The sequence below is a fragment of the Flavitalea antarctica genome (assembly GCF_054461535.1).
In genome coordinates this window covers 42,857-63,605 of record NZ_JBTLQG010000010.1, presented here as the reverse complement: position 1 = coordinate 63,605, position 20,749 = coordinate 42,857, and the positions used below count along the sequence as shown (strand labels likewise).

Annotated in this window: 17 protein-coding genes; 10 read left to right on the top strand and 7 right to left on the bottom strand. The window is 45.0% G+C overall.

Annotation, left to right across the window (positions count from 1 at the left end):
- Window positions 1-2: 2 nt before the first annotated feature.
- A complete protein-coding gene (locus tag ACX0G7_RS11865; protein WP_458923687.1) occupies window positions 3-1,163 on the top strand; it encodes a zinc-dependent alcohol dehydrogenase in 1,161 nt (386 codons plus the stop codon).
- Between the two features lie 10 nt (window positions 1,164-1,173).
- Window positions 1,174-1,737: a hypothetical protein gene (locus ACX0G7_RS11860; RefSeq protein WP_458923686.1), complete on the top strand. Its 564-nt coding sequence runs from the start codon at window positions 1,174-1,176 to the stop codon at window positions 1,735-1,737.
- Window positions 1,738-1,801: 64 nt separating this feature from the next.
- Here ACX0G7_RS11860 and ACX0G7_RS11855 read toward each other — a convergent pair whose 3' ends face one another.
- On the bottom strand, window positions 1,802-2,764 hold the full coding sequence (locus ACX0G7_RS11855) for a Na/Pi cotransporter family protein (protein WP_458923685.1): 963 nt from the start codon (window positions 2,762-2,764) through the stop codon (window positions 1,802-1,804).
- Window positions 2,765-2,966: 202 nt separating this feature from the next.
- Here ACX0G7_RS11855 and ACX0G7_RS11850 point away from each other — a divergent pair, with 202 nt between their 5' ends.
- The 3 genes from ACX0G7_RS11850 to ACX0G7_RS11840 all read left to right on the top strand — a co-directional run bounded on the left by ACX0G7_RS11850 (window position 2,967) and on the right by ACX0G7_RS11840 (window position 6,499).
- Complete coding sequence (locus ACX0G7_RS11850; RefSeq protein WP_458923684.1) at window positions 2,967-4,427, top strand: PhoX family protein; 1,461 nt, start codon at window positions 2,967-2,969, stop codon at window positions 4,425-4,427.
- Window positions 4,428-4,519: 92 nt separating this feature from the next.
- Complete coding sequence (locus ACX0G7_RS11845; RefSeq protein WP_458923683.1) at window positions 4,520-6,328, top strand: cytochrome-c peroxidase; 1,809 nt, start codon at window positions 4,520-4,522, stop codon at window positions 6,326-6,328.
- 84 nt (window positions 6,329-6,412) lie between these two features.
- Entirely contained in the window at window positions 6,413-6,499 is an 87-nt protein-coding gene (locus ACX0G7_RS11840; protein ID WP_458923789.1) for a two-component regulator propeller domain-containing protein, read from the top strand.
- 135 nt (window positions 6,500-6,634) lie between these two features.
- Here ACX0G7_RS11840 and ACX0G7_RS11835 read toward each other — a convergent pair whose 3' ends face one another.
- Entirely contained in the window at window positions 6,635-7,234 is a 600-nt protein-coding gene (locus ACX0G7_RS11835; RefSeq protein WP_458923682.1) for an Hcp family type VI secretion system effector, read from the bottom strand.
- Between the two features lie 125 nt (window positions 7,235-7,359).
- Here ACX0G7_RS11835 and ACX0G7_RS11830 point away from each other — a divergent pair, with 125 nt between their 5' ends.
- The 5 genes from ACX0G7_RS11830 (at window position 7,360) to ACX0G7_RS11810 (ending at window position 15,382) form a co-directional block, all read left to right on the top strand.
- Window positions 7,360-9,360: an SBBP repeat-containing protein gene (locus ACX0G7_RS11830; RefSeq protein ID WP_458923681.1), complete on the top strand. Its 2,001-nt coding sequence runs from the start codon at window positions 7,360-7,362 to the stop codon at window positions 9,358-9,360.
- A 403-nt stretch (window positions 9,361-9,763) separates the two neighbouring features.
- Window positions 9,764-11,155 (top strand): ComEC/Rec2 family competence protein, encoded by a 1,392-nt coding sequence (locus ACX0G7_RS11825; protein ID WP_458923680.1) that lies wholly within the window; start codon window positions 9,764-9,766, stop codon window positions 11,153-11,155.
- Window positions 11,156-11,275: 120 nt separating this feature from the next.
- Window positions 11,276-11,974, top strand: a complete 699-nt coding sequence (locus tag ACX0G7_RS11820; RefSeq protein ID WP_458923679.1) for a hydrolase — start codon at window positions 11,276-11,278, stop codon at window positions 11,972-11,974.
- Between the two features lie 143 nt (window positions 11,975-12,117).
- Entirely contained in the window at window positions 12,118-13,911 is a 1,794-nt protein-coding gene (locus ACX0G7_RS11815) for an amidohydrolase (RefSeq protein ID WP_458923678.1), read from the top strand.
- Window positions 13,912-13,918: 7 nt separating this feature from the next.
- Complete coding sequence (locus tag ACX0G7_RS11810; RefSeq protein ID WP_458923677.1) at window positions 13,919-15,382, top strand: alginate export family protein; 1,464 nt, start codon at window positions 13,919-13,921, stop codon at window positions 15,380-15,382.
- Between the two features lie 26 nt (window positions 15,383-15,408).
- Here ACX0G7_RS11810 and ACX0G7_RS11805 read toward each other — a convergent pair whose 3' ends face one another.
- The 5 genes from ACX0G7_RS11805 to ACX0G7_RS11785 all read right to left on the bottom strand — a co-directional run bounded on the left by ACX0G7_RS11805 (window position 15,409) and on the right by ACX0G7_RS11785 (window position 20,662).
- Window positions 15,409-15,963 carry an HD domain-containing protein gene (locus ACX0G7_RS11805; protein WP_458923676.1) on the bottom strand — a complete coding sequence of 185 codons (555 nt, stop codon included), beginning with the start codon at window positions 15,961-15,963 and terminating at the stop codon, window positions 15,409-15,411.
- A gap of 14 nt (window positions 15,964-15,977) precedes the next feature.
- On the bottom strand, window positions 15,978-16,958 hold the full coding sequence (locus ACX0G7_RS11800; protein WP_458923675.1) for an alpha/beta hydrolase: 981 nt from the start codon (window positions 16,956-16,958) through the stop codon (window positions 15,978-15,980).
- Window positions 16,959-17,195: 237 nt separating this feature from the next.
- On the bottom strand, window positions 17,196-17,969 hold the full coding sequence (locus ACX0G7_RS11795; RefSeq protein ID WP_458923674.1) for an alpha/beta hydrolase: 774 nt from the start codon (window positions 17,967-17,969) through the stop codon (window positions 17,196-17,198).
- Window positions 17,970-18,254: 285 nt separating this feature from the next.
- A complete protein-coding gene (locus ACX0G7_RS11790; protein ID WP_458923673.1) occupies window positions 18,255-19,712 on the bottom strand; it encodes a sigma-54-dependent transcriptional regulator in 1,458 nt (485 codons plus the stop codon).
- A 95-nt stretch (window positions 19,713-19,807) separates the two neighbouring features.
- Window positions 19,808-20,662: a helix-turn-helix domain-containing protein gene (locus tag ACX0G7_RS11785; protein ID WP_458923672.1), complete on the bottom strand. Its 855-nt coding sequence runs from the start codon at window positions 20,660-20,662 to the stop codon at window positions 19,808-19,810.
- Window positions 20,663-20,749: the final 87 nt, after the last annotated feature.

The window sequence follows — 20,749 nt, the reverse complement described above, 5'->3', positions numbered from 1 at the left end:
TTATGTTAGCAATGAATTTTCGCGGTCCTTATCAAATAAGGGCAGACCGTCACCGGCCCGAGCCGGAGATTAAACATCCTGGTGATGCCATTGTTCGCGTTACACGATCCCTGGTTTGCGGTTCGGACCTGCACCTGTATCATGGTATGGTGCCCGATACCCGGGTTGGTATGACATTCGGCCATGAATTCACGGGCGTAGTGGAAGCTGTTGGGTCAGGGGTGCAGAAGTTGAAAGTGGGCGATCATGTGCTGGTCCCTTTCAACATCGCCTGCGGCGCATGTCCTTTTTGCAAACAGGAACTCTATGGCAATTGCCATGAATCCAATCCGGCCGCGACGGCTTCAGGTGGATTTTTCGGATATGCCCATCTTGCCGGGGGTTATGATGGCGGACAGGCTGAATATGTGCGGGTACCTTATGCTGATGTGAGCCCTACCAAAATTCCCGAAGGCATGGACCTGGAAAATGCGGTGCTGCTTACTGATGTTGTACCCACCGGCTACCAGGCTGCGGAGCAGGGCGGAATCCAGAAAGGTGATACCGTGGTAGTGTTTGGAGCAGGGCCCGTGGGCCTTATGACGGCCCGGTTTGCCTGGTTTTTTGGAGCTGCAAGGGTCATTGTTATTGACCACCTGGATTACCGCCTCGAGTTTGCCCGCAAGTTTGCCTTTGCCGAGGTTTACAATTTTAAGGAGATGAATGATCCCGTTGTATTCATAAAAAAGGCCACCGACTACTTTGGAGCTGATGTTTGTATTGATGCGGTGGGCTGTGATGCCAGTGGCAATACACTTCAAAATATAACAGGCAAAAAATTACTTCTCCAGGCTGGCAATGCCATCGCCCTGCACTGGGCCATCAATTCTGTAAAGAAAGGAGGCATAGTATCGATCATAGGTGTATATGGACCACCCTGGAACCTCGCACCTATCGGCAGCATCATGAACAAAGGCATTACCATCAGGGCGAATCAGGCATCAGTAAAACGGCTGCTGCCCAAGCTGATCGATCATGTAATGAGCGGCAGAATTAATCCTAAGGAACTCATTACACACAGGCTGCCTCTTGAAGAAGTGCCGGACGCTTACCGCATGTTCTCCAGGAAACTTGACAACATGATTAAACCAGTGTTAATACCTCCACGAGCTAACGTGGCCTAAAAACTTTATTATGAAAAATGCATTAGAAAACAAAATAGACGAGTTTCAGGATAGGGTTATTGCCGATCGGAATATGGCTGATCTTACTAAAAACATCCCCGGTTGGGGTATGGACGCAGATCCCGAAAATGATCCGACTTACCCCATGAAACACTACAATGGTGCGGACCACCAGCGTTTTAATTATGAAAGGGCGCCCCAACAGGAGGTCGACATTGAGGTCTTGCATTCCATAGAGCGCCCGGGCATTACCCGCGTCTTTGGAACTTCCACACCTCCTTCAGGCCTGAGCGGCGCGATCCGTCGCATTGCATTTAAGTATAGCGAAGCCAACGCTGCACATTGGATGACGCTGATATTGGCAGACCGTATCGACGTGATCCAGGGCAAGCTGGATGACCTGGTTCATGGCGTTATTCCCAACCCCTGGATCGAAAGGGGCTGGAGGGCCGAATGGAAGCATAACCGCAAGTCTTTTATAGGCAGGGCAGCCATTACGGCTCTGCTGATAACCGGTGGTATAATGCTGTTGACAAAGAAGTCCGGCAGCAAGAAAATTTTGAGCAAAAGCTAGGATAGATTTTATCAACCCGGAAGGCAGCACAGCGTCAACAACTTCTGGGTTGATACTTTTGACGTTAACTTAATGCCACCGGCGAGTCAACCTTACCCGCTTTTTCAGGGATAATTTTATTAAGGACCTTCGTTAACAGCGGAATGAAGGGGTAGAAAATCAGCACCCCACTGATATTAAATATCATGTGTGCATTTGCAATTCGTTGTTCGATTCCTGCTGTGCCAGAGATACGATCAATAAATTGCACAAATAAGGGAAACAGTAAGATTCCGACAACAATGGATGCAAGATTAAAGACGAGATGAAATATCCCTGTTTTCACTGCGTGTCTGTTTGACTTTAATGTTGCAAGCAGGGTGTCTGAACAGGTGCCGAGTTCAGCGCCTAGCATCACTGCAATGCCCGCACTAAGTGAGATCAACTCCTTTTTAGCCAGGGTGATAACCATTCCCACTGTGGCAGAGGACGATTGAAGAATTAATGTAACCGCTGCGCCAACACCTGCTCCTTTCAGCGGATGTTCCAGGCGGGTCATCAATTCCAAAAAGCCCGGTGCGTCACGTAATGGCTCAACTGCCCGTTCCATCGTGTAAAGTCCGAAGAACATAATTCCAAAATATAACAGGGACCTGCCCGATTTTGAGATCGACTCACGCTTGCTCACAAAACTCAATACGAGACCTATGAATATAGGTACCGGTGAATACTTTCCAATATCAAGCGCGATAAGCTGACTTGAAAAAGTTGTTCCGATATTCGCTCCAAGAACAATACCAAGAGACTGTTGGAATGTGAGAACCTTTGAATTTACAAGTACAATAGTAAGGATGATCACCGCGGATGAGGAATCCAGTAAGATGGTAATAACCGTGCCGGTGAGGATTCCGGTAAAGGTGTTTTTCGTGAAAATGCCAATCCAATGACGGGCCTGGTTACCTAACAAATCTTTGAGCGTTTCCGACAAATTGGATACGGCAAACAAAAACAAGCAAAGACCGGCTAATACACTTAAAAAGATTTCCATTTATTACTCAGGTTTGATCCTTGATTGATGTTAAACAGCAGCCATGCAATTTGCTCTGCCCGGCTAATATAATATTCTAAGATGACCTGAATGTTAACAATGCTCAAACACTGTATACTTTTCAATGGAGATAAAAGTTATGATAATATTCGCTTAACCTTCCCGTAATACTAAACAGATAGCTTGAGCGAAATTACAAACCATGAAATCTGTTTTACGATCAGTTGCCCTGGGTGCATGTTTTATCTCTGGTGCTATGTTGTTCACCGGATGTCAGAAAATCTGGGAACAATACAAAGGAGGCGGTGATGACGAATCATCGGTAAAGCTCAAAAATTATTCTGTCACTCCCTCGCTCATCAAAATGTTTGATGAATACAAAGGTGTTGATGTGTTGACACTTATAGGCAGTGAGGATGTTCTTCCCGAGTCACCCGGTTTTGTGTTCGGAGCACAGCCGGATGGTGCGGCTCTCATGAAGAACCCGAATGGTAAAGGATATATCATGATCAATAATCATGAGATCCACCGATCTGTTTCACGCGTTTATCTTGATAAAAACTTCAAGCCGACCAAAGGTGAGTATATCGTCGATTTTGCCGGTGGTCAGTGGCGCCTTTGTTCCGCTACGCTGGCAACTCCTGAAGAACACGGTTTCGGTCCGATCTTTCTTACAGCGGGTGAGTCCGGAGCCGACTCACGCGTTCACGCCATTAATCCTCTCGCTCCTGCCAGCGAAAGATCGCGCACAGACCGGATACTCCCGGCTCTCGGCAGGCATAGTATGGAGAACGCGGTTCCCCTTCCAAAAGACGCCTATCCCGCAAAAACGGTAATTATGATTGGCGAAGATGATTCAAATGGGCAGTTCATTCTTTATGTTGCAGAAAGATTAGGTGACCTCACTGGTGGCAAGCTGTACTTTCTCAGACGTACCAACCAGGACCCGGTAGAAACAAATATTGAACTGGGCAAAAACTACGACGTAGAGCTGGTAGAGATTGATAATGCTGCCACAGTAACCGGGGCAGAGATCGCACAGCAATCTATAGATAAAAAATGTATACAATTCGCAAGGGTAGAAGACCTTGATTACCGCAAAGGCGGCGGGGCTAATGGCCGCGAATTGTACTTTACTGCAACAGGAGTAGCTAATACCATTGGCAAAACGATGTGGGGCAGAGTATATAGGCTTCAGTTGGATAAAAACAATCCATTAAAGGGAAAGATTGAAGTAGTCGCTGATGGCGGTACAAATCCCGGAAACGATCTTATCAACCCGGACAATATCTGTGTCACGGACAATTATGTTTATATCCAGGAAGATGGTGATTCCTATTATCCGGGTTCCAAACATGATTCTTATGTATGGATCATGGATATCAAAACAAAAAAATACAAACCGTTCCTGACAATGGACCATCGCAGAACTGATCCTGCGTTCAGTGCCAAATACAACACGGTTAAGGTCAACAATTTCGGCTCGTGGGAGTTTGGTGCCATGTACGACATTTCAAAGACCATAGGTGTGCCAGGCACATTCCTGTTAAATATTCATCCGCATACATGGCAGGAGGATAAGTTCTTAAATGTAGACGGATCCGGATTAAGTCCAAACAAAGAAGGGGGCCAGGTTTTAATTTTAAGAGGGGTACCGAATTAATTGCAGTCGCTTAGCAGGAACAACCATAACAAATCGTGCAGGCTGTACGCGAAATCGCGTTTCAGCCTGCATTGATATTTAACAGCACCTATATGAAATCAAGATACCTGGCGTTCGTGATCCTTTCCGGGATCATAGTTACATTGTCACTGTGTAGTATACCCGAAAACAAGCCTGCTGTGTCCCTGGTCCATTACTTCGTCGGAAAAGGCTTTGACTCCCTCGATCAATGGGTAAGCGATGACTTCATTACAGTTATTGAGACGGGCGATTCGGTCCGCATCCGGCAAGGCTTCCTCGAAGGCCGGAGAATCTACAAGAATGTAGAATTTGCGGTTGAATACTTTTTCCCTAATGCATCCAGGAACATCAATGGACCCGCCTTGCCGGAAATAGAACCGGAGGAACATACTGTTATTGAGCCGGGCGGCTTCCAGGTGATTGAAGAATTTTTATACCCAACCTACGACACTTCTCAACAGAAAGAACTCATTCGTGAGACGCTCAAACTAAGAAGCGTGTTCACCCGCCTCATGCAATTGTGGCCGGAAACAAAGTTCCGGGACGACCAGGTATTTGATGCATTAAGGCAGGAATGCTTCAGGATCCTTGCGCTTGGGATCAGCGGCTTTGATTCACCACTGGCACTCAATAGTATCAATGAGCTTCCCGCGTCGCTGCAATCGATCATTGATATACTAAATTTTTACAAAGGCGACCAGCCGCTGCGCGAGAAGACTCAAAGCGATCTCTCAGGTGCTATTAGTTATGCAAAGGCTAACCCTGATTTTAATTCATTTGACAGGATGAGTTTCATCATGCAATACGTTAACCCGGCTACTACCGCTCTACTCGGGTTGCAGAAATCGCTTGAAATAGATGTGCTGACTAATGTCTACGCACTCAGGGGTGATCTGAAAACATTATTCGATTCGTCGGCCTTCAATCCTGATTTCTTCAGTCCTGATGCCAACGCTCACCTTAGCCGGGAAAAAATTGCACTTGGCCGGAAGCTTTTTCATGAATCGTTGTTATCAGACAACAACCAGATCAGTTGCGCCTCTTGTCACAAACCGGAGTTCGCGTTCACCGACGGACTTCCAAAAAGCGCCGCATTGGGTGGCCAGGGATTTCTTCGAAGGAATACACCTACCATTATCAACGCTGGTCTTCAGAAGAGGCAGTTTTATGATATGCGGTCAACATACCTCGAGGACCAGGTACGAGATGTTATCAGCAATAAAGATGAGATTCATGGCTCTCTGGAAACAGCAGTGGTTAAGCTGAAAAAAGACACTTGTTATATCCGGTTATTTAAAGACGCATTCCCCAAGGTTAATGATAGTTTGAATCAGAGACAGGTGCAGGTTGCGCTGGCATCCTATATACGTTCAAAAACTTCTTTGAATTCAAGATTCGACCAGTATATGCGCGGACGAAGCGAGGCAATGAATTCAGAGGAGATAAAAGGGTTCAATCTGTTTATGGGTAAAGCGAAATGCGGTATTTGTCACTTCATGCCCACATTCAATGGGACCGTGCCACCCGCATTTGTGTTAACCGAAAGCGAAGTGATTGGTGTTCCGCAAGCCGCTGACGAAAAAAAACTTGATCCGGATCCCGGGCGCTTCGAAATACATAAAATTCCCAATTACGAATTTGCCTTCAAGACGCCTGGATTAAGAAATGTAGCGCTGACTGCTCCATACATGCATAATGGTGTCTATAGTACTCTGGAAGAAGTTGTTGAATTCTACAACAGGGGAGGTGGTGTGGGCCTTGGTTTTACCCTGCCATACCAGACTTTGCCTCCCGATAGCCTTGGACTGGATCAGTTATCAAAACAAGCCCTGATCGCATTTCTGAAAACACTCACTGACACCGGTGCATCGGAAAAATAAGATAGTTGTTGTGCCCCTCTTCATCATCCACCATTTGTACAATACAATATTCGATTGATCAATTGACGTGTTGGGTAGCTAAAAATAAACAGGGTATGGAAAATTACGCAAGATAAATATGGCCTGATATGGATTGGCTCCGGGGATAGCTTAAATCGATATGACGGATAGAAAGATGGGGAGCACGATTATGCTAATTAAATATACTCATATTAGTCGGCATTTTAAATACCATATTTTGACTTGCGACGGTGGGGTGCCAACATCTGAAATCAGCTGAGGCAATCGTTGGCCTATCCTGTCAACTCATGCAGATGGAGAAGCAGTACCTGCAGGTATATCCCAGTTATAGGTCCGGGCATCACCTGGCTTTCCTGTATTATCCTGGAGCTTGTATTCAATCTTTATGGTCTTGAAAACCATTTCGACGCGCTGCAACACACTGCCTTCTTCCGTCCCGGCATTCGACACCTTCGTAATGTAGACTTCTTCCAACACCATTGTAAAATAAGGTCGGGGGTTACCTTTGCCACTCTCTTTCAATATCTGTAGCTCGCATTTTGGAAAGGCTTTTCCTGAACAAATATAGCCGAGGAGAACGATAGACGCTGTGTTGAAGCGGTGCTGAAAATTCAGTTTACCGGGATTGGGCTTGCCCACACTGGCCCCGCCACCTATGGTCCAACTGGATTCTGCTTCTACTTCCCAGTCCCAATCCTGGATCTCTATCCATTTCTCTTTGCCTCTTTGAATGGACTCTCCTTCGGCTTTGTCGAAGAAACGCATGAATGTGTTGATAGACATGATATACGCTCCTGTTTTTTGTGAGGTGAGATAATTATGAAAGTGGAGAACAGCACAAAAGTAGTCACTTAGCGCGACGCAATGAATATTTTTAGAACTCATGACGTAGATCATATAATTAGGTGCAGGGCTTTGTTAAATTACAGGGGAGATGTTCCACCCCGTCTGCAATCAGCCAAACTTCCCATGAAATTCCTGCTTTAATTCTCTTACTTAAAAACCGTTTTATGTCAAAACATTACATTCCTAAGTGGGCCGTGTTCGTTTTAGCTTTGTTATTGTTTCAGTCTGTGGCTTTGTGTCAGTTCACTGAACAATGGGTGGCCCGGTATAACGGCGTTCCAAACAACCAGGATATCGGTAGAGCTGTTGTTGCAGACGAAAAAGCAAATGTGTATGTGACGGGTCAGGCCATAATAAGCGGTACAGACGCGGATTTTGTAACCATTAAGTATGATGCCTCGGGTAAAGTATTATGGACAAAGACATATGATGGCAACGCTGCTTTGGAGGATATAGGTTTATCAATTGCCGTGGATAAAACAGGAAATGTTTATGTTTCCGGAAGCAGTATGGGTGCAGGAACATCCAATGACTTTGTTACTATAAAATACGATGGAAATGGAACTGAGCAGTGGGTAAGAAAGTATAACGGTCCTGTCAACTCTTATGATGTGGCAACAGCTATTGCTTTGGATGGTTCAGGCAATATTTATGTTACCGGGATTATCACAACAAGTGAAAATAATACAGATATTGCTACGATTAAATATGATGGTAATGGAAATCAGTTATGGATAAGGTCCCACGGGGGTACTGCGGGAGGAACAGATGCAGCTGTCTCCATTGCGGTAAGTAATTCAACGCATGTATTTATATCCGGTAGAACCACAAATACGGGAACAAATTCGGATGCTACTCTCATAAAATATGATTCAGACGGCAATCAGATCTGGGTCAGGACTTACAATGGGGCGTCTAATGATGTTGATGACGCAAGGTTCGTTAAGGTCGATGCACAGGGTAACAGCTACATTACTGGCTCTGCGACAGTTAATGGACTAATTACAGACTATCTTACGATCAAATACGATCCGTCGGGAAATATGCTTTGGACCCGGTTGTATGACGGTCCTGCCAGCTACAACGATTATGCGACTATGCTGGCACTTGATGCCGCGGGTAACGTATATGTCACAGGGTGGAGCACGGGCTCCGGAAGTTTTTTCGATTACGCTACAATAAAATATAGTGAAGATGGAACTGAGCTTTGGGTAAGAAGATTTAATGGACCCCTGAACTCTGTAGACAATGCGCAGGCGATTGCTACGACTGGTGGTAACGTATATGTTACCGGCACAACGAGCGGATTAAATAATAACAATGAAATAGTTACGTTGGGATATGACGCCTCTGGCAATCAGGTGTCTTTAAATACTTATGGTGGTCCTGGGAATGGCTGGGATGTTCCCTATTCGATAACTTCTGATGCTGCAGGAAATATTTACGTGTCAGGAGAGAGTGAAGGGGTAGGCACTGCGAGTGATGTTACGACAATCAAGTATGGCAAATCGTTGCCGATGAAAGTGGATGCGGGAGATGACAAGGTGATCTATTCCGGCTATAGTTCAGATTGTATAGTCTTAAATGTAAAGGTAGACGGGGGGAATCCTCCATATAGCTACGAGTGGTCTCCTGGTGGCAATAAAGCCCCTGAATTTAAAGTCTGCCCTGCGGCAACCACGATATACACGATTACGGTGACTGATGCTTCGGGGAACATTGCCACCGATCAGGTAAAAGTAAACGTTATCGACGTGAGGTGCCAGAAGAATAAAATACTGGTCTGCCACAAAGGCAAAGAGTTATGCGTAGACAAACATGCTGTAGAAGCTCATCTAAAACACGGTGATAAACTAGGGGCTGCCAATTGTGAAAAGGATCCGCCGGCCATAAAGTTGTTTACTGTGGATATTAGCCCGAACCCTTTCAGGCAGTCAGCACGTATTAACTATGAAGTTCCGGAACAAGGACGGGTGTTGATGACAATCTTCGACCAGAAAGGAAGATTGATCGCTTTGCCCCTTAATGCAGACAGAGTGCCGGGCAGGTATTTCGTCGATTTCAATCCGACTAATCTCCATAATGGAACATATTATTACAATGCAATTCTCGTTACTAAGACCAAAACATACTATAAAAACGGAAAAATGTTGAAAATCAGGTAAGCGCCGGAATGTTATGCATGTAGTCTTTCCATAACAGCCTGCTTGTACAATCGGCCTTCACTGCCTGCAATAAAATACAATAAAGAATACCATTGGCCCACCTCCGCAAATGCCGTGTTAGCGGCTATGACAAGGAAATTTTACCTCGACAGCATTACGCAGGGGGGCAAAGATTCAATAAAGCTGTTGGAGCGGTACAGCTACTAACGGGTAAGGAAAATTGTATTGCAAAAAGGGATAGCTTTATATTTTAACGGGTCCGAAGCATAGGAGGACGTAAACAGTCGCGACGACTACCCCACAGTCGTTGCAATGGTCTCGATATAAATATGGAGTTATTAAAATTATTATGAGATTTACAATGGTTATGAGATTTGCAATGGTTATGAGATTAGCAATGATTATGAGATTAGCAATGATGGTAAGATCTTCAATGATGATGACAACTTTATTAAGCATCAGGCCAAAATCTCTGTTGTATGTTGCAGCGTTGATGTATATGAATTTCGTCGGCGCGCAGGAGATCAGGGTTGGCGTTTCTTTACCAGTCTGGCAAAACGGTTATCTTGATCTGCATCATATCAATACGGGACGGGGCAGCAGTGCGTATTTTGTTTTCCCCGACGGAACGACCATGTTATTGGATGCCGGAGAAATGTCCCCGATTGACAGCAGGACCTTTACAGCGCGCAACTCCGTCATCAGGCCTGATTCAACAAAAAAGCCTTATGAATGGATCGTCAGTTATATACAACAGGTGGCACCTCTAAATAATCGTCGCTCTATTGATTATGCTTTAATAACTCATTTTCACGACGATCATTTTGGCAGCTGGTATCCCGATGCTCCGCGATCTGCTTCAGGCCTTTTTCAATTAACCGGTATTACAGGGGTAGGAGACATGATGCCATTTAAAAATCTGATTGATCGTGGATATCCCGGCTATGACTATCCTTATGACATGAAGAAACTGGCAGAACAAAACCGGCAGGGTGAAATGAGGTATGGGAAAACGTTGCAAAACTATTTCAGTTTTATAGACGAAAAGAAAAAACAGGGAATGCGGTTGTCTCCTCTCAGAGCGGGCAGTAATCGTCAAATTATGCTTCTTAAAAACCCTTCCTCTTTTCCTTCTTTTTTTGTTCAGAATCTTAAAGCCAATCAAAAGATCTGGACAGGGAAGGATAGCATCACCTACGATCATTTCCCGCCTATAGATACTGCTAAAGCGGCGGGCTGGCCCGACGAAAATAGTCTGAGTCTTGCAATTGCTATTAATTACGGTGATTTTAAATACTATACAGGTGGTGATAACCCGGGGAACCTTTCAACAGGTGATAATCCTTTAAGGGACGTCGAAACACCAATTGCAAGAGCTGTTGGGGCCGTGGATGTAGCTACAATGGATCATCATGGAAACAGGGATGCAGTGAATGAGTTTATGGTTAAAACCTTACAGCCAAAGGTATGGATCGGGCAAACCTGGTCGTCCGATCATCCGGGTCACGAAGTACTTTTAAGAACAGTAAACCAGCATATTTATCCTGGTCAAAGAGACTTGTTTGCTACCAATATGCTGGAGGCAAACAGGATTGTAATCGGACCCCTCATTGACCGGGTATATAAAAGTCAGCAAGGCCATATAGTGGTGAGAGTGATGCCTGGCGGAAACACCTATTATGTTGTGATACTCGATGATAGCAAAGCTGATATTCCTGTAAAAGCAGTATTCGGACCTTACCAGTCTGTTGCGGGTACAAAAAATCGTAGTGCTGCTTTAAACAGCAAGCCATAGCCTGGTAAACCTTTTAAAGTCTCCCTCTTCAACATCCACTATTTGTACAATACAATATTCGATTGATCAATTGATGTGTTGGGTAGCTTGAAATAATTTTGAGATACAAATACATTAATCATGAAAAAAAATCTCCACACATCGCTTTTTACATTTGTCACTCTTATCATTTCGGTTTCATCATGGGCACAAAAACCTTCTGAAAATCTTCTTACGCCTGTTAACCATGCACTTGTTATGATTGACCACGAAAGCCAGATGGCTTTTCCTGTTACCAATATAGGGATAGAATCACTGAGAAATAACGTAGCGCTCATCGCGGGCGGTGCGAAGATTTTCAAGATACCAACCCTGGTCACCACTGTTGCCGAACGTTCGTTCAGCGGCCCTGTGTTCCCTGAGGTGAGCGATGTATTCACAGACAAATCGAAGTACATTGACAGAACTACCATGAATGCCTGGGAAGATGAGAATGCTTATAAAGCAATCAAGGCCTTCAATAAGAAGAAGCTGGTAATTACCGGGCTGTGGACCAGCGTCTGCATTTTGGGTCCTGTGCTGTCCGCGATTGCAGATGGTCATGAAGTATACGTTATTACCGACGGTTGCGGTGATGTTTCCAACGAAGGGCATCAAATGGCAATACAGCGCATGATAAAAGCCGGTGCCGTCATGATAACGGCAACGCAATATGTACTCGAGCTCCAGCGCGACTGGGCGAGAAGTGAAACCTATGCAGCTGTAACTGGTCTCTTCAAAAAATATGGCGGTGCATATGGCATCGGTATTCAATACGCCGGAGAAGTCCTGAAGCACTGATTATCTGTCCTTCAAAATATTCCAGATGCAAATACATGCCGGCCTGTAGTGAAGTTATACCTTCACACGCAGCCGATCATTTGATAGGATGATCAACATTCAATCGCTCCCTCTTCCATTGTAGCGTCGTTAACCATTACATTATGAACTTCAAACCAGAATGGCCTTTAATGATAACAAGTCTTATGCTGTTGTCATTTTTTGTCTGCCATGGAGTAAAAGGCCAGAAAAAGGCGGACTTGATTATTTACAATGGAAATGTTGTGACCCTTGATAGCAACCGTCGGGTTGATGCGGTTGCGATTTCAGACAAGCGGATCATCGCAACAGGTACTAACCAGGCAGTAATGAAGACGAAAAGTAACAAAACAACAATGATCAACGCCGGGGGGCGAACCGTTATACCGGGTTTATTTGACAGTCATTTGCATGTGATAAGGGGAGGTCGTTTCTACAATGCAGAACTGAGATGGGATGGGGTCAAAACGCTAAGCAGGGCATTGCAGATGTTGAAAGAACAGGCATCGCGGACACCACCGGGGCAATGGGTGAGGGTAGTAGGGGGCTGGAACGAATACCAGTTCGAAGAAAAACGTTTACCGACGTTAGCGGAAATTAATGAGGCCACCGGCAATACCCCTGCTTTTATTCTTTACCTGTATGCTAAAGCATGGATCAATAAAGCCGGCCTTAATGTCCTTCAGATAACCGGCAGCACCGCTAATCCGGCGGGTGGATTATTCGAAAAAGATGAGGCCGGTCATCCTACAGGGCTGCTGGTTGCCGAACCCAATGCCTTTATACTGTACTCCACCCTTGCAAAATTACCAGAGTTGACGACGGCCGAAAAGCTGAATTCCACCCTCCAATATATAAGAGAATTAAACAGCCTTGGTGTTGCCGCTGTAATGGACGCCGGAGGAGGCTTTCAAAATTTCCCGGATGATTACAGGGTAACAGATTCCCTGTATCGTCAGGGCAGGATCAACCTGCGATTGCCATATTATTTGTTTGCCCAGAAAAAGGGAACAGAGGTACGGGATTTTGAAGGATGGATAGACATTGTCGACCTTCATGCGCATAACTCAGATAGTACAGACAAAGTTGATTATTATGTTGCTGGTGGTGGTGAAAACCTGGTAGCAGAAGCCGCAGACTTTGAGAACTTTCTTCAGCCACGGCCCCAGCTTGCCGATAGCATGGAAAGCAAGTTGCTGGAAGTCGTACAGCTGCTGGCAAAAAAACGATGGCCGTTCCGGATACATGCAACTTATGATGAGAGTATATCCCGCATGCTCAATGTTCTCGAAACAGTTAACAGGGAAATACCATTGACAGATCTACCCTGGTTTATTGACCATGCGGAGACGGTGAGTGACACAAACCTGGAAAGGATCAAGGCTTTGGGGGGTGGTATTTCCATCCAACATCGCATGGCCTACCAGGGCGAACATTTTGTCCGGCGATACGGAACTGCTGCGGCCGCGTTTACGCCGCCGGTCAAAAAGATGCTTGCGTATGGCATACCGGTAGCGCTTGGTACGGATGGTACCCGTGTTGCATCCTACAATCCCTGGGTTGCACTTCATTGGATCACCACCGGAAAAACAATCGGAGGTACCAGGACAATGTCTACTGATAACCTTATCGACCGGCAGCTCGCATTACAATTAATGACCTCAGGTGGTTATGACTTACTCCGCCAGAAACATCACGGAAAATTGTTGGAAGGGTACAAAGCTGATATTGTGATCCTGGATAAAAATTATTTTTCAGTTCCGGATGACGAAATACCTACGATCAGATCTGTCCTGACCATAGTAGACGGTAAACCTGTATATGGCGATCAGCACATCTTTCCTATGGCGCCTGATTCAATAGGTATCATACCTGACTGGAGCCCCGTGAAGTTTTATGGAGGATATCAATTCAAATGATTGACCCGTGAACATCAGGTGCAACCACGATGTGGATTACGATTTACAAGGAGTTGTACAGGCATCTATGATCCCTTCGCCAAAAATACCCGACGTTGTCCGGCGATTCATCGCAGCAACTATGCTGGTTCGGTATCTGCCATCATTACTCATATCAGTCCAACTGCTCATTGGTACCAGCGGTTACGCACAAACGCAAACTGTTCAATTACCGGCAGACTCATTGGAGCATCTTTGGTACAATAAATATAAGTACCACAGGTTTGGGCGGAGCCTGCAGAACGCTTTGAGTTTCGACGGAAACATAAGGTCTCAATACTTTTATGTGCACAACGAAGACTGGGGTGATAAAATTCCGGAAGATGATGGTTATATCCTCGCAAGGTTTCTTGCCCGCGCTGATTTACGTCTTGGTAAAATGTTTCGTTCAGTTATTCATTTACAAAGCAGTCTTGCCCCGGGCCGTGAAGGTGCGGGGCCCGTTGATGTGAATCCTTTGGAGATTCATGAATGGTACGTTGAAGCAGGCAGAACGAAAGCCCGGTCTTTCAAACTTAAGTTTGGCCGCCAGGAGTTATCATATGGATCGCAACGCCTGGTGGCTTTACGCGATGGACCAAACAACAGGCAATCGTTTGACGGCATAAAGATCTGTGTATCGATTCCTGGTTACGATATGCAAACCTTTTACAGCCGGCCCGTTGTGGCAACTATGGGATCATTCAACGATAAAAATAACAAGGGTTCACAGTTCTGGGGTTTGTACAATGTCTTCAATGATGTGCCCCTGTTATCTAATGTTGACCTGTATTACCTGGGAATTGCCAGGAAACATTCCGTATTTAACGATGGGGCAGGCCGTGAAGAGAGACATACTGCCGGCACCAGGTTTTGGAAGAAGTCGGATGGCTGGAACTACGACATCGAAGTTGCTTTCCAGCTTGGCAGATTCGCCCAAAAAAAGATACGGGCGTATACTGCCTCTATCAATGTTTCGTATGTTTTTAATGCCGTTTATATGCGGCCGGAGCTGGGTCTGAAGACAGAGCTGATCAGTGGTGACCTGGCAAAAAATGATACCAGGCTTGGTACGTTCAATCCTATGTTTCCGCGTGGCTCGTATTTTGGACTGGCGGCCCTGATTGGCCCTTACAACCTGGTAGATGTTCATCCTTCCGTGATGCTAACATTAAAAAAGGACTTGAGGTTCATGGTTGACTGGATTGCATTCAAACGATATAGCCGGAATGATGGAATGTATGCCAGCAATGGAATGATGATATACCGGGACTCGGAAACCGATGTCAGAGAAATCGGGTATCAGCTTGCTGCAGCGTTTTATTTTACTACGGCCAAACATCTCTCCCTACGTGCCGAGTTTACCTGGTTTGATGCGGGTCAGTTTCTTAAAATTGCAGGAACCGGGAAAGACATCATTTTCACTGGTGTGACCGCAGAGTTGAGATGGTAGCTTTCGAGGATAACTCGTTTTGATTGTTACAGCCTGAACATGGGTAATGGCGAGAGGGGATTTCTGAAGAAATTCCTGACTAGTTTATTTATCAGGAAAATATGAAACCCCCGGTTGGGAAATCGCTTACGATACATTTGGCCGATGAGACGATCCGAATCAAATGATAATATACCAAGAGACACGTCCATCCAATCGGCCTTTCTGAATGTATTTACGGTGCTTGCGAATTCACCCTTGTAGCTTGTTGTTTTGTGATGCCATTCAATCATGGCAATTATCTCCGGGATCAACGCCTGCTGCGAGCTATCGTTAAGGTAGCGGGTTGCTATAATGACTGACGGTGCCAGGTAATCGATGGTGTTATCTGTCCAGATACCTATGTCGTGAAACGCGGCTGCTATCTCGTATTTATTCCTATTTACCTCATTATTATCAATAGACAGGCAATTCGCAAAAACGCGGAAAACATGATTTTGATACTTTTCCAGGTCTGCACCGATCACTGCGCTAAAAGGAGCGAGCAACAGGCGAATAGCATCGAACGACTGTTCTATGGTTACATGTTGTGATCCATTCATTTATCCATCCGGTTTTATTGAAGCGCATACTTTAATTCCAATGCAGCAGATCTTAGGGCAGACTGAACAGCAGGTATGTGCGCAAGTGGATTAAGGAGCCCGTAGTCGTGAATCATTCCCTGGATCCGCATTAACGTAACATCAACACCGGCTTCGTCCAGTTTCCTGGCGTAACTCTCACCTTCGTCACGGAGAACATCATTCTCCGCAGTTTGTACAAGCGTTGATGGTAAGCCCTTCAGTTCCCCGAGCGAGGCTTTCAGGGGCGCAGCAAAAATATCATTTCGGTTTGAAACGGGTATATAATTGTCCCAAAACCAGGTCATCATGTTCCTGGTCAGGAAACGCGAAGTAGAGAACTTTTTATATGATTTTGTTTCAAAGTTTGCGTTTGTCACCGGCCAGAACAACAGTTGAAATCTCAACGCAGGACCTTTCTTTTGTGTGGCCATTAATGCGACGGCTGCAGCGAGATTGCCGCCGGCGCTGTTGCCTGCTACAGCTAATCTATCTCCATCTACCCCTATTTCACTCCCGTGTTCCGCAACCCATCTTGTGGCTGCGTATCCCTCATTGATTGCAACCGGATATTGTGCTTCGGGTGACCTGCTGTACTCAACAAAAACAGCGGCGACACCTGAGTTTACAACCAGGTCGCGTACAAATCTTTTATGAGTATCAAAGTCACCAATCACCCAGCCACCGCCATGAAAAAACATAAAAGCGGGCAACATGCCGGTTGACATGGCTGGCTTAACAACATATAGTTTCACTTGTACGCCATCATGCGTAATGTTTTTTTCCGTGACATCGATCCCGGATACATCAACAACTACTGAACGCTGTGCGCCTTCCAGCACCAGCCTTGCCTCCGCCGGGGTCAATAACTCCATTGGCCTGCCGCCGCTTCCGTTTAGCGCTTTTAAAAATTCTTTGGTACGTCTCTCTATCTTTGGATCGCTTGCATAATCTGTTACTAAGATTGGGTCCTTCATTGTTTATAATTTTTTATTGCTCTTAAAATAGGTTGGTTTGTAATTTTCACGACAATCAAATATGTTGGGCTTGTGAGTTCCCGACATTTAAATAGTTAGCTTACGATTGCACGACATTTAGTAGGTTGGGCTTATGACTTCACTACGATTCAAATAGTCGGGCTTGTAATTTCACTACGATTCAAATAATTGGGTTTGTAATTTCACGACGTTCAAGTATGACGTTGGGACCCGTGATTAGTGTCTTTTCAGCCAGTTCAATATATAGTTCGCATCTTCCTTCCAGGTTGGCAAACCAAGCACGAAGTGATTACGGTCCTTCACTACAAATTCGGTTATCGAATTTTTGCTTTTATAACTTTTATAAACACGTTCGCAAAGATGCGCCGGTATACAATTGTCTTTAGTACCTGCAAGCATCAAAAGCGGAGGATGCTCTTTTTTGAAGTCCACATGAGCAGCACTGGTTAATCCACCCCTTACGGCTCGTTTTGATTCAGGAATAGCCAATTCATAATAGGTTTCTTTTTGCCGCTCCGGCGACATTCCATTGGTAAATGCGTATTGCCAACTTTTAAAAGAGCGCATATAGGTCTTATCGACATTCGTAAAGTAACCAAGTGCGGCCGAGTTAGACTTCAGAAACGCAAATTCATAAGGAATGATTCCCTGGGGTGGTGCGGCATGTATTGCAACTGCCGCTGCGGCCAGTCCTTTGTTCAGTAGCACCTGGGCCATTTGTCCACCGAAAGAGTGCCCGATAATTATAGGCTTTTCCGGAAGATCACTGGTGATCTTGGTGAAGTGAGTGATGAGCGCAGGGAGTGTGACAGAAGCCAATGCTTTGTCAGGGTGACGGTTCCTTAACGTGGCCGCATCACTTTCTTTACCGAGCCAGGGTGGGGCAATAGTTTTGTATCCTTCATTGTTGAAAAAAATCTTCCAGTTATCCCAACAGGCATGGCTAACAAATGCGCCCGTAAGAAATACAATGGTCTTGGACTGAATCATAAACATGGTTTTGATTTTCAATAAAACTTTCGGAGTCTGTATCTAAACTCTCTTCAAAATTAAATTGATGAGTAACTATTCACCATAGATGATTTCAATAATACCTTGTATGTTTTATCAAAAAAACATTCAGATGAAACGAAAGAAGAATGCCTTCTGATCGTTCGATGCGGTATCCATGGTTTTTTGGCCAGGCTAAACTTGTTGTAAGATAAATTCCAAAAAAAAAAGCAGATATGCATCGGCTTATCTGCTTACAAATACTGAGTTATTATACTACTCCTGCTATAGGATCGTCTTTGATTTGAAGATCCCAAGCTTTTTGATTCTTGAGTTCAGGGTGTTTACATTCAATCCCAGGAGTTCTGCAGCTCCGCCTTTTCCGGAGATTTTCCCACCACATCTACGTAGTACTTCAATGATATAGTCCCGCTCGTTTTCTTCGATGGTTTTTATTTTGCCGGCAGACCGATCTTCGGAATCTTCATGATTTTTGCCTTCTCCCGGATAATGCGCGGCGGGAGAAGCCTTACTTAAACTGTTATGTGATGATGATGCAGGAAGCGCTACTTGCTTAATGGTGGTATCCTGTGCTAACAGCACAGTGCGCTCGATCACATGTTCCAGTTCACGTACATTGCCCGGCCAATTGAACCGCATTAATTCCTGGAGCACATGATCAGTAATGGCCAGTAAAGGCTTACCAAGTTTTTTCGAGTAGTGTTCGACGAAGTGTTTTGCTAACAGCGGAATATCTTCAGGTCTTTCACGCAGCGGAGGAATGTTCAGCGGGAAGACATTCAGCCGGTAATACAGATCCATCCTGAACCGTCCTTCAGCAACCTCTTTTTCAAGATTTCGGTTGGTGGCTGCTATGATCCTTACATCAACTTTTATTGTTTCATTGCCGCCGACCCTTTCGATTTCTTTTTCCTGTAAAGTGCGAAGCAGTTTTACCTGCAGGTCGGGTGTCATTTCAGCAATTTCATCGAGGAAGATGGTCCCTTTATGAGCCTGTTCAAATTTACCCCGCCTTCTCTCGGTTGCGCCGGTAAACGCACCCTTTTCATGACCAAAAAGTACAGATTCGATAAGTGTCGCGGGCAAAGCGGCACAGTTGATCTTAATAAATGGTTGCTTTTTTCGTGGCGACAGCTCATGGATGCAGTCCGCAATACGCTCCTTACCTGTGCCGCTTTCTCCGAGTATCAGCACCGATGTGTCCGTTGGAGCAACGATAGCCAAATGGTCTATAACAAGCTTCAGGCCTGAACTCCGGCCTATGATCCCAAAAAAGTTGTCCTCACTGATTCCGGTTTCGCTTTTACGTTTCACCGGTTGCGTCCGCCCTTCCCTGACCATATTGTCAAGGCTCCTTTCATGAAGATACCGGGCAATTTCAAGCATGATGAGTACGTCCTTCTCACGGAAAGGTTTTACCAGGAAGCCGTATGGCCGCGTAGCCTTTGCTGCCTCAAGCGTCTCTTTATTGGAATTAGCCGACAGGTATACGAATGCAATGTCCCGCTGTCTTAAAACTTTTGCAAGATCAATACCCGTAAGATTTCCCTGTAGATAAATATCCAGTAGCACTAATCCCGGGGTTTCCTCATCGATCAATGTTAAAGCAACCGGAACGGAACGTGCAATGCCACAAACATCGTAGCCGGCACGTTCGAGTATCATTTGCAGATTGTTTGCCTCAATAAACTGATCTTCGACGATCAGAACTTTGTTCTTCATGTTGATGGAGAAGTTTGAAGGATTATGTAATCGGGTTACATCCGTGGCAACAATCTTCTCCAAAATAAATAAATTTGATGAGTTTCAGTTTAAATTCATCCGTGTATTGCGCTTTTCTTAAAGCTGCTGAAATTGATTCCTGATTTGCTTTTGAAAAATTTACTGAAATGGGCGAGATCGTCAAAGCCCAGGTCGTAAGCGATTTCTTTCATACTCCGGCATGATTGGGTGGCTTGTCTCTTTGCTTCCATAATAACGTATTGCTGTATATGATGACTGGCCGGAAAGCCGGAAACCCTTTTGACGATCTGGTTAAGATAATTGGGTGTCACTAACAATTCACCCGCATACTCTGAGACCATTTTTTTTGTAATGAAATCCTTACTCACAAGCTCCATAAACCGGCGGGCAAGTTCGGTGTCGCGGCTTGTGTGACCGGCTTCTTCATGACTGCTTATGTTCCGGGCTACATATAGCAGGAATATTTTTAACCATCCGGTGAGAAGTTGATTCCGGGATTCATGACAACCCAGGAATTCATTATACATTTTAAAAAAAACTTCTTTCAGTTCGTCCTGTGCACTATCTGTGAGTTGAATTTGCCAGAGCCGTCCAAGATGATGAAAATCTGGTGTTATTGCAGGAAATCTTATCTGCGAAGAAAGCTGGTAAAAGAAATCGGCTGGTAACTGAAAATATACCGCCTTAAGCAGGTTAGAAAATTTAAGTTTCCGGATCTGCCCGGGAGCCAGCAGGGAAATTGTTTTTTTCTTCGTTTCAAACGTCTTAAGATTTACATCGATACTCATTGCTCCATCTTCAAGCCAGATCATTTCATAGTTGTTTAACCTGTGGGTGGTATCGTTCAGCGGCCAGGGGTTTTCCTGGTTCACCAGCTGAATATGGAAAGGATGTTTTACGGCCGGGGATGCTTGACTTCGGATATTCATATTATGGGAGTTATTGATTACAAGTCTAGTATTGGTAGATTCAGCACACTTCTAAACCAATCCCCGTGCCCGGTTTTAAATGGTTTG

Excerpts from the sequence above, each read along its gene's own strand:
- ACX0G7_RS11865 (WP_458923687.1), top strand. The coding sequence starts at position 3 with ATGTTAGCAATGAATTTTCGCGGTCCTTATCAAATAAGGGCAGACCGT.
- ACX0G7_RS11860 (WP_458923686.1), top strand. The coding sequence starts at position 1,174 with ATGAAAAATGCATTAGAAAACAAAATAGACGAGTTTCAGGATAGGGTT.
- ACX0G7_RS11855 (WP_458923685.1), bottom strand. The coding sequence starts at position 2,764 with ATGGAAATCTTTTTAAGTGTATTAGCCGGTCTTTGCTTGTTTTTGTTT.
- ACX0G7_RS11850 (WP_458923684.1), top strand. The coding sequence starts at position 2,967 with ATGAAATCTGTTTTACGATCAGTTGCCCTGGGTGCATGTTTTATCTCT.
- ACX0G7_RS11845 (WP_458923683.1), top strand. The coding sequence starts at position 4,520 with ATGAAATCAAGATACCTGGCGTTCGTGATCCTTTCCGGGATCATAGTT.
- ACX0G7_RS11835 (WP_458923682.1), bottom strand. The coding sequence starts at position 7,234 with ATGAGTTCTAAAAATATTCATTGCGTCGCGCTAAGTGACTACTTTTGT.
- ACX0G7_RS11830 (WP_458923681.1), top strand. The coding sequence starts at position 7,360 with ATGTCAAAACATTACATTCCTAAGTGGGCCGTGTTCGTTTTAGCTTTG.
- ACX0G7_RS11825 (WP_458923680.1), top strand. The coding sequence starts at position 9,764 with ATGAGATTAGCAATGATGGTAAGATCTTCAATGATGATGACAACTTTA.
- ACX0G7_RS11820 (WP_458923679.1), top strand. The coding sequence starts at position 11,276 with ATGAAAAAAAATCTCCACACATCGCTTTTTACATTTGTCACTCTTATC.
- ACX0G7_RS11815 (WP_458923678.1), top strand. The coding sequence starts at position 12,118 with ATGAACTTCAAACCAGAATGGCCTTTAATGATAACAAGTCTTATGCTG.
- ACX0G7_RS11805 (WP_458923676.1), bottom strand. The coding sequence starts at position 15,963 with ATGAATGGATCACAACATGTAACCATAGAACAGTCGTTCGATGCTATT.
- ACX0G7_RS11800 (WP_458923675.1), bottom strand. The coding sequence starts at position 16,958 with ATGAAGGACCCAATCTTAGTAACAGATTATGCAAGCGATCCAAAGATA.
- ACX0G7_RS11795 (WP_458923674.1), bottom strand. The coding sequence starts at position 17,969 with ATGATTCAGTCCAAGACCATTGTATTTCTTACGGGCGCATTTGTTAGC.
- ACX0G7_RS11790 (WP_458923673.1), bottom strand. The coding sequence starts at position 19,712 with ATGAAGAACAAAGTTCTGATCGTCGAAGATCAGTTTATTGAGGCAAAC.
- ACX0G7_RS11785 (WP_458923672.1), bottom strand. The coding sequence starts at position 20,662 with ATGAATATCCGAAGTCAAGCATCCCCGGCCGTAAAACATCCTTTCCAT.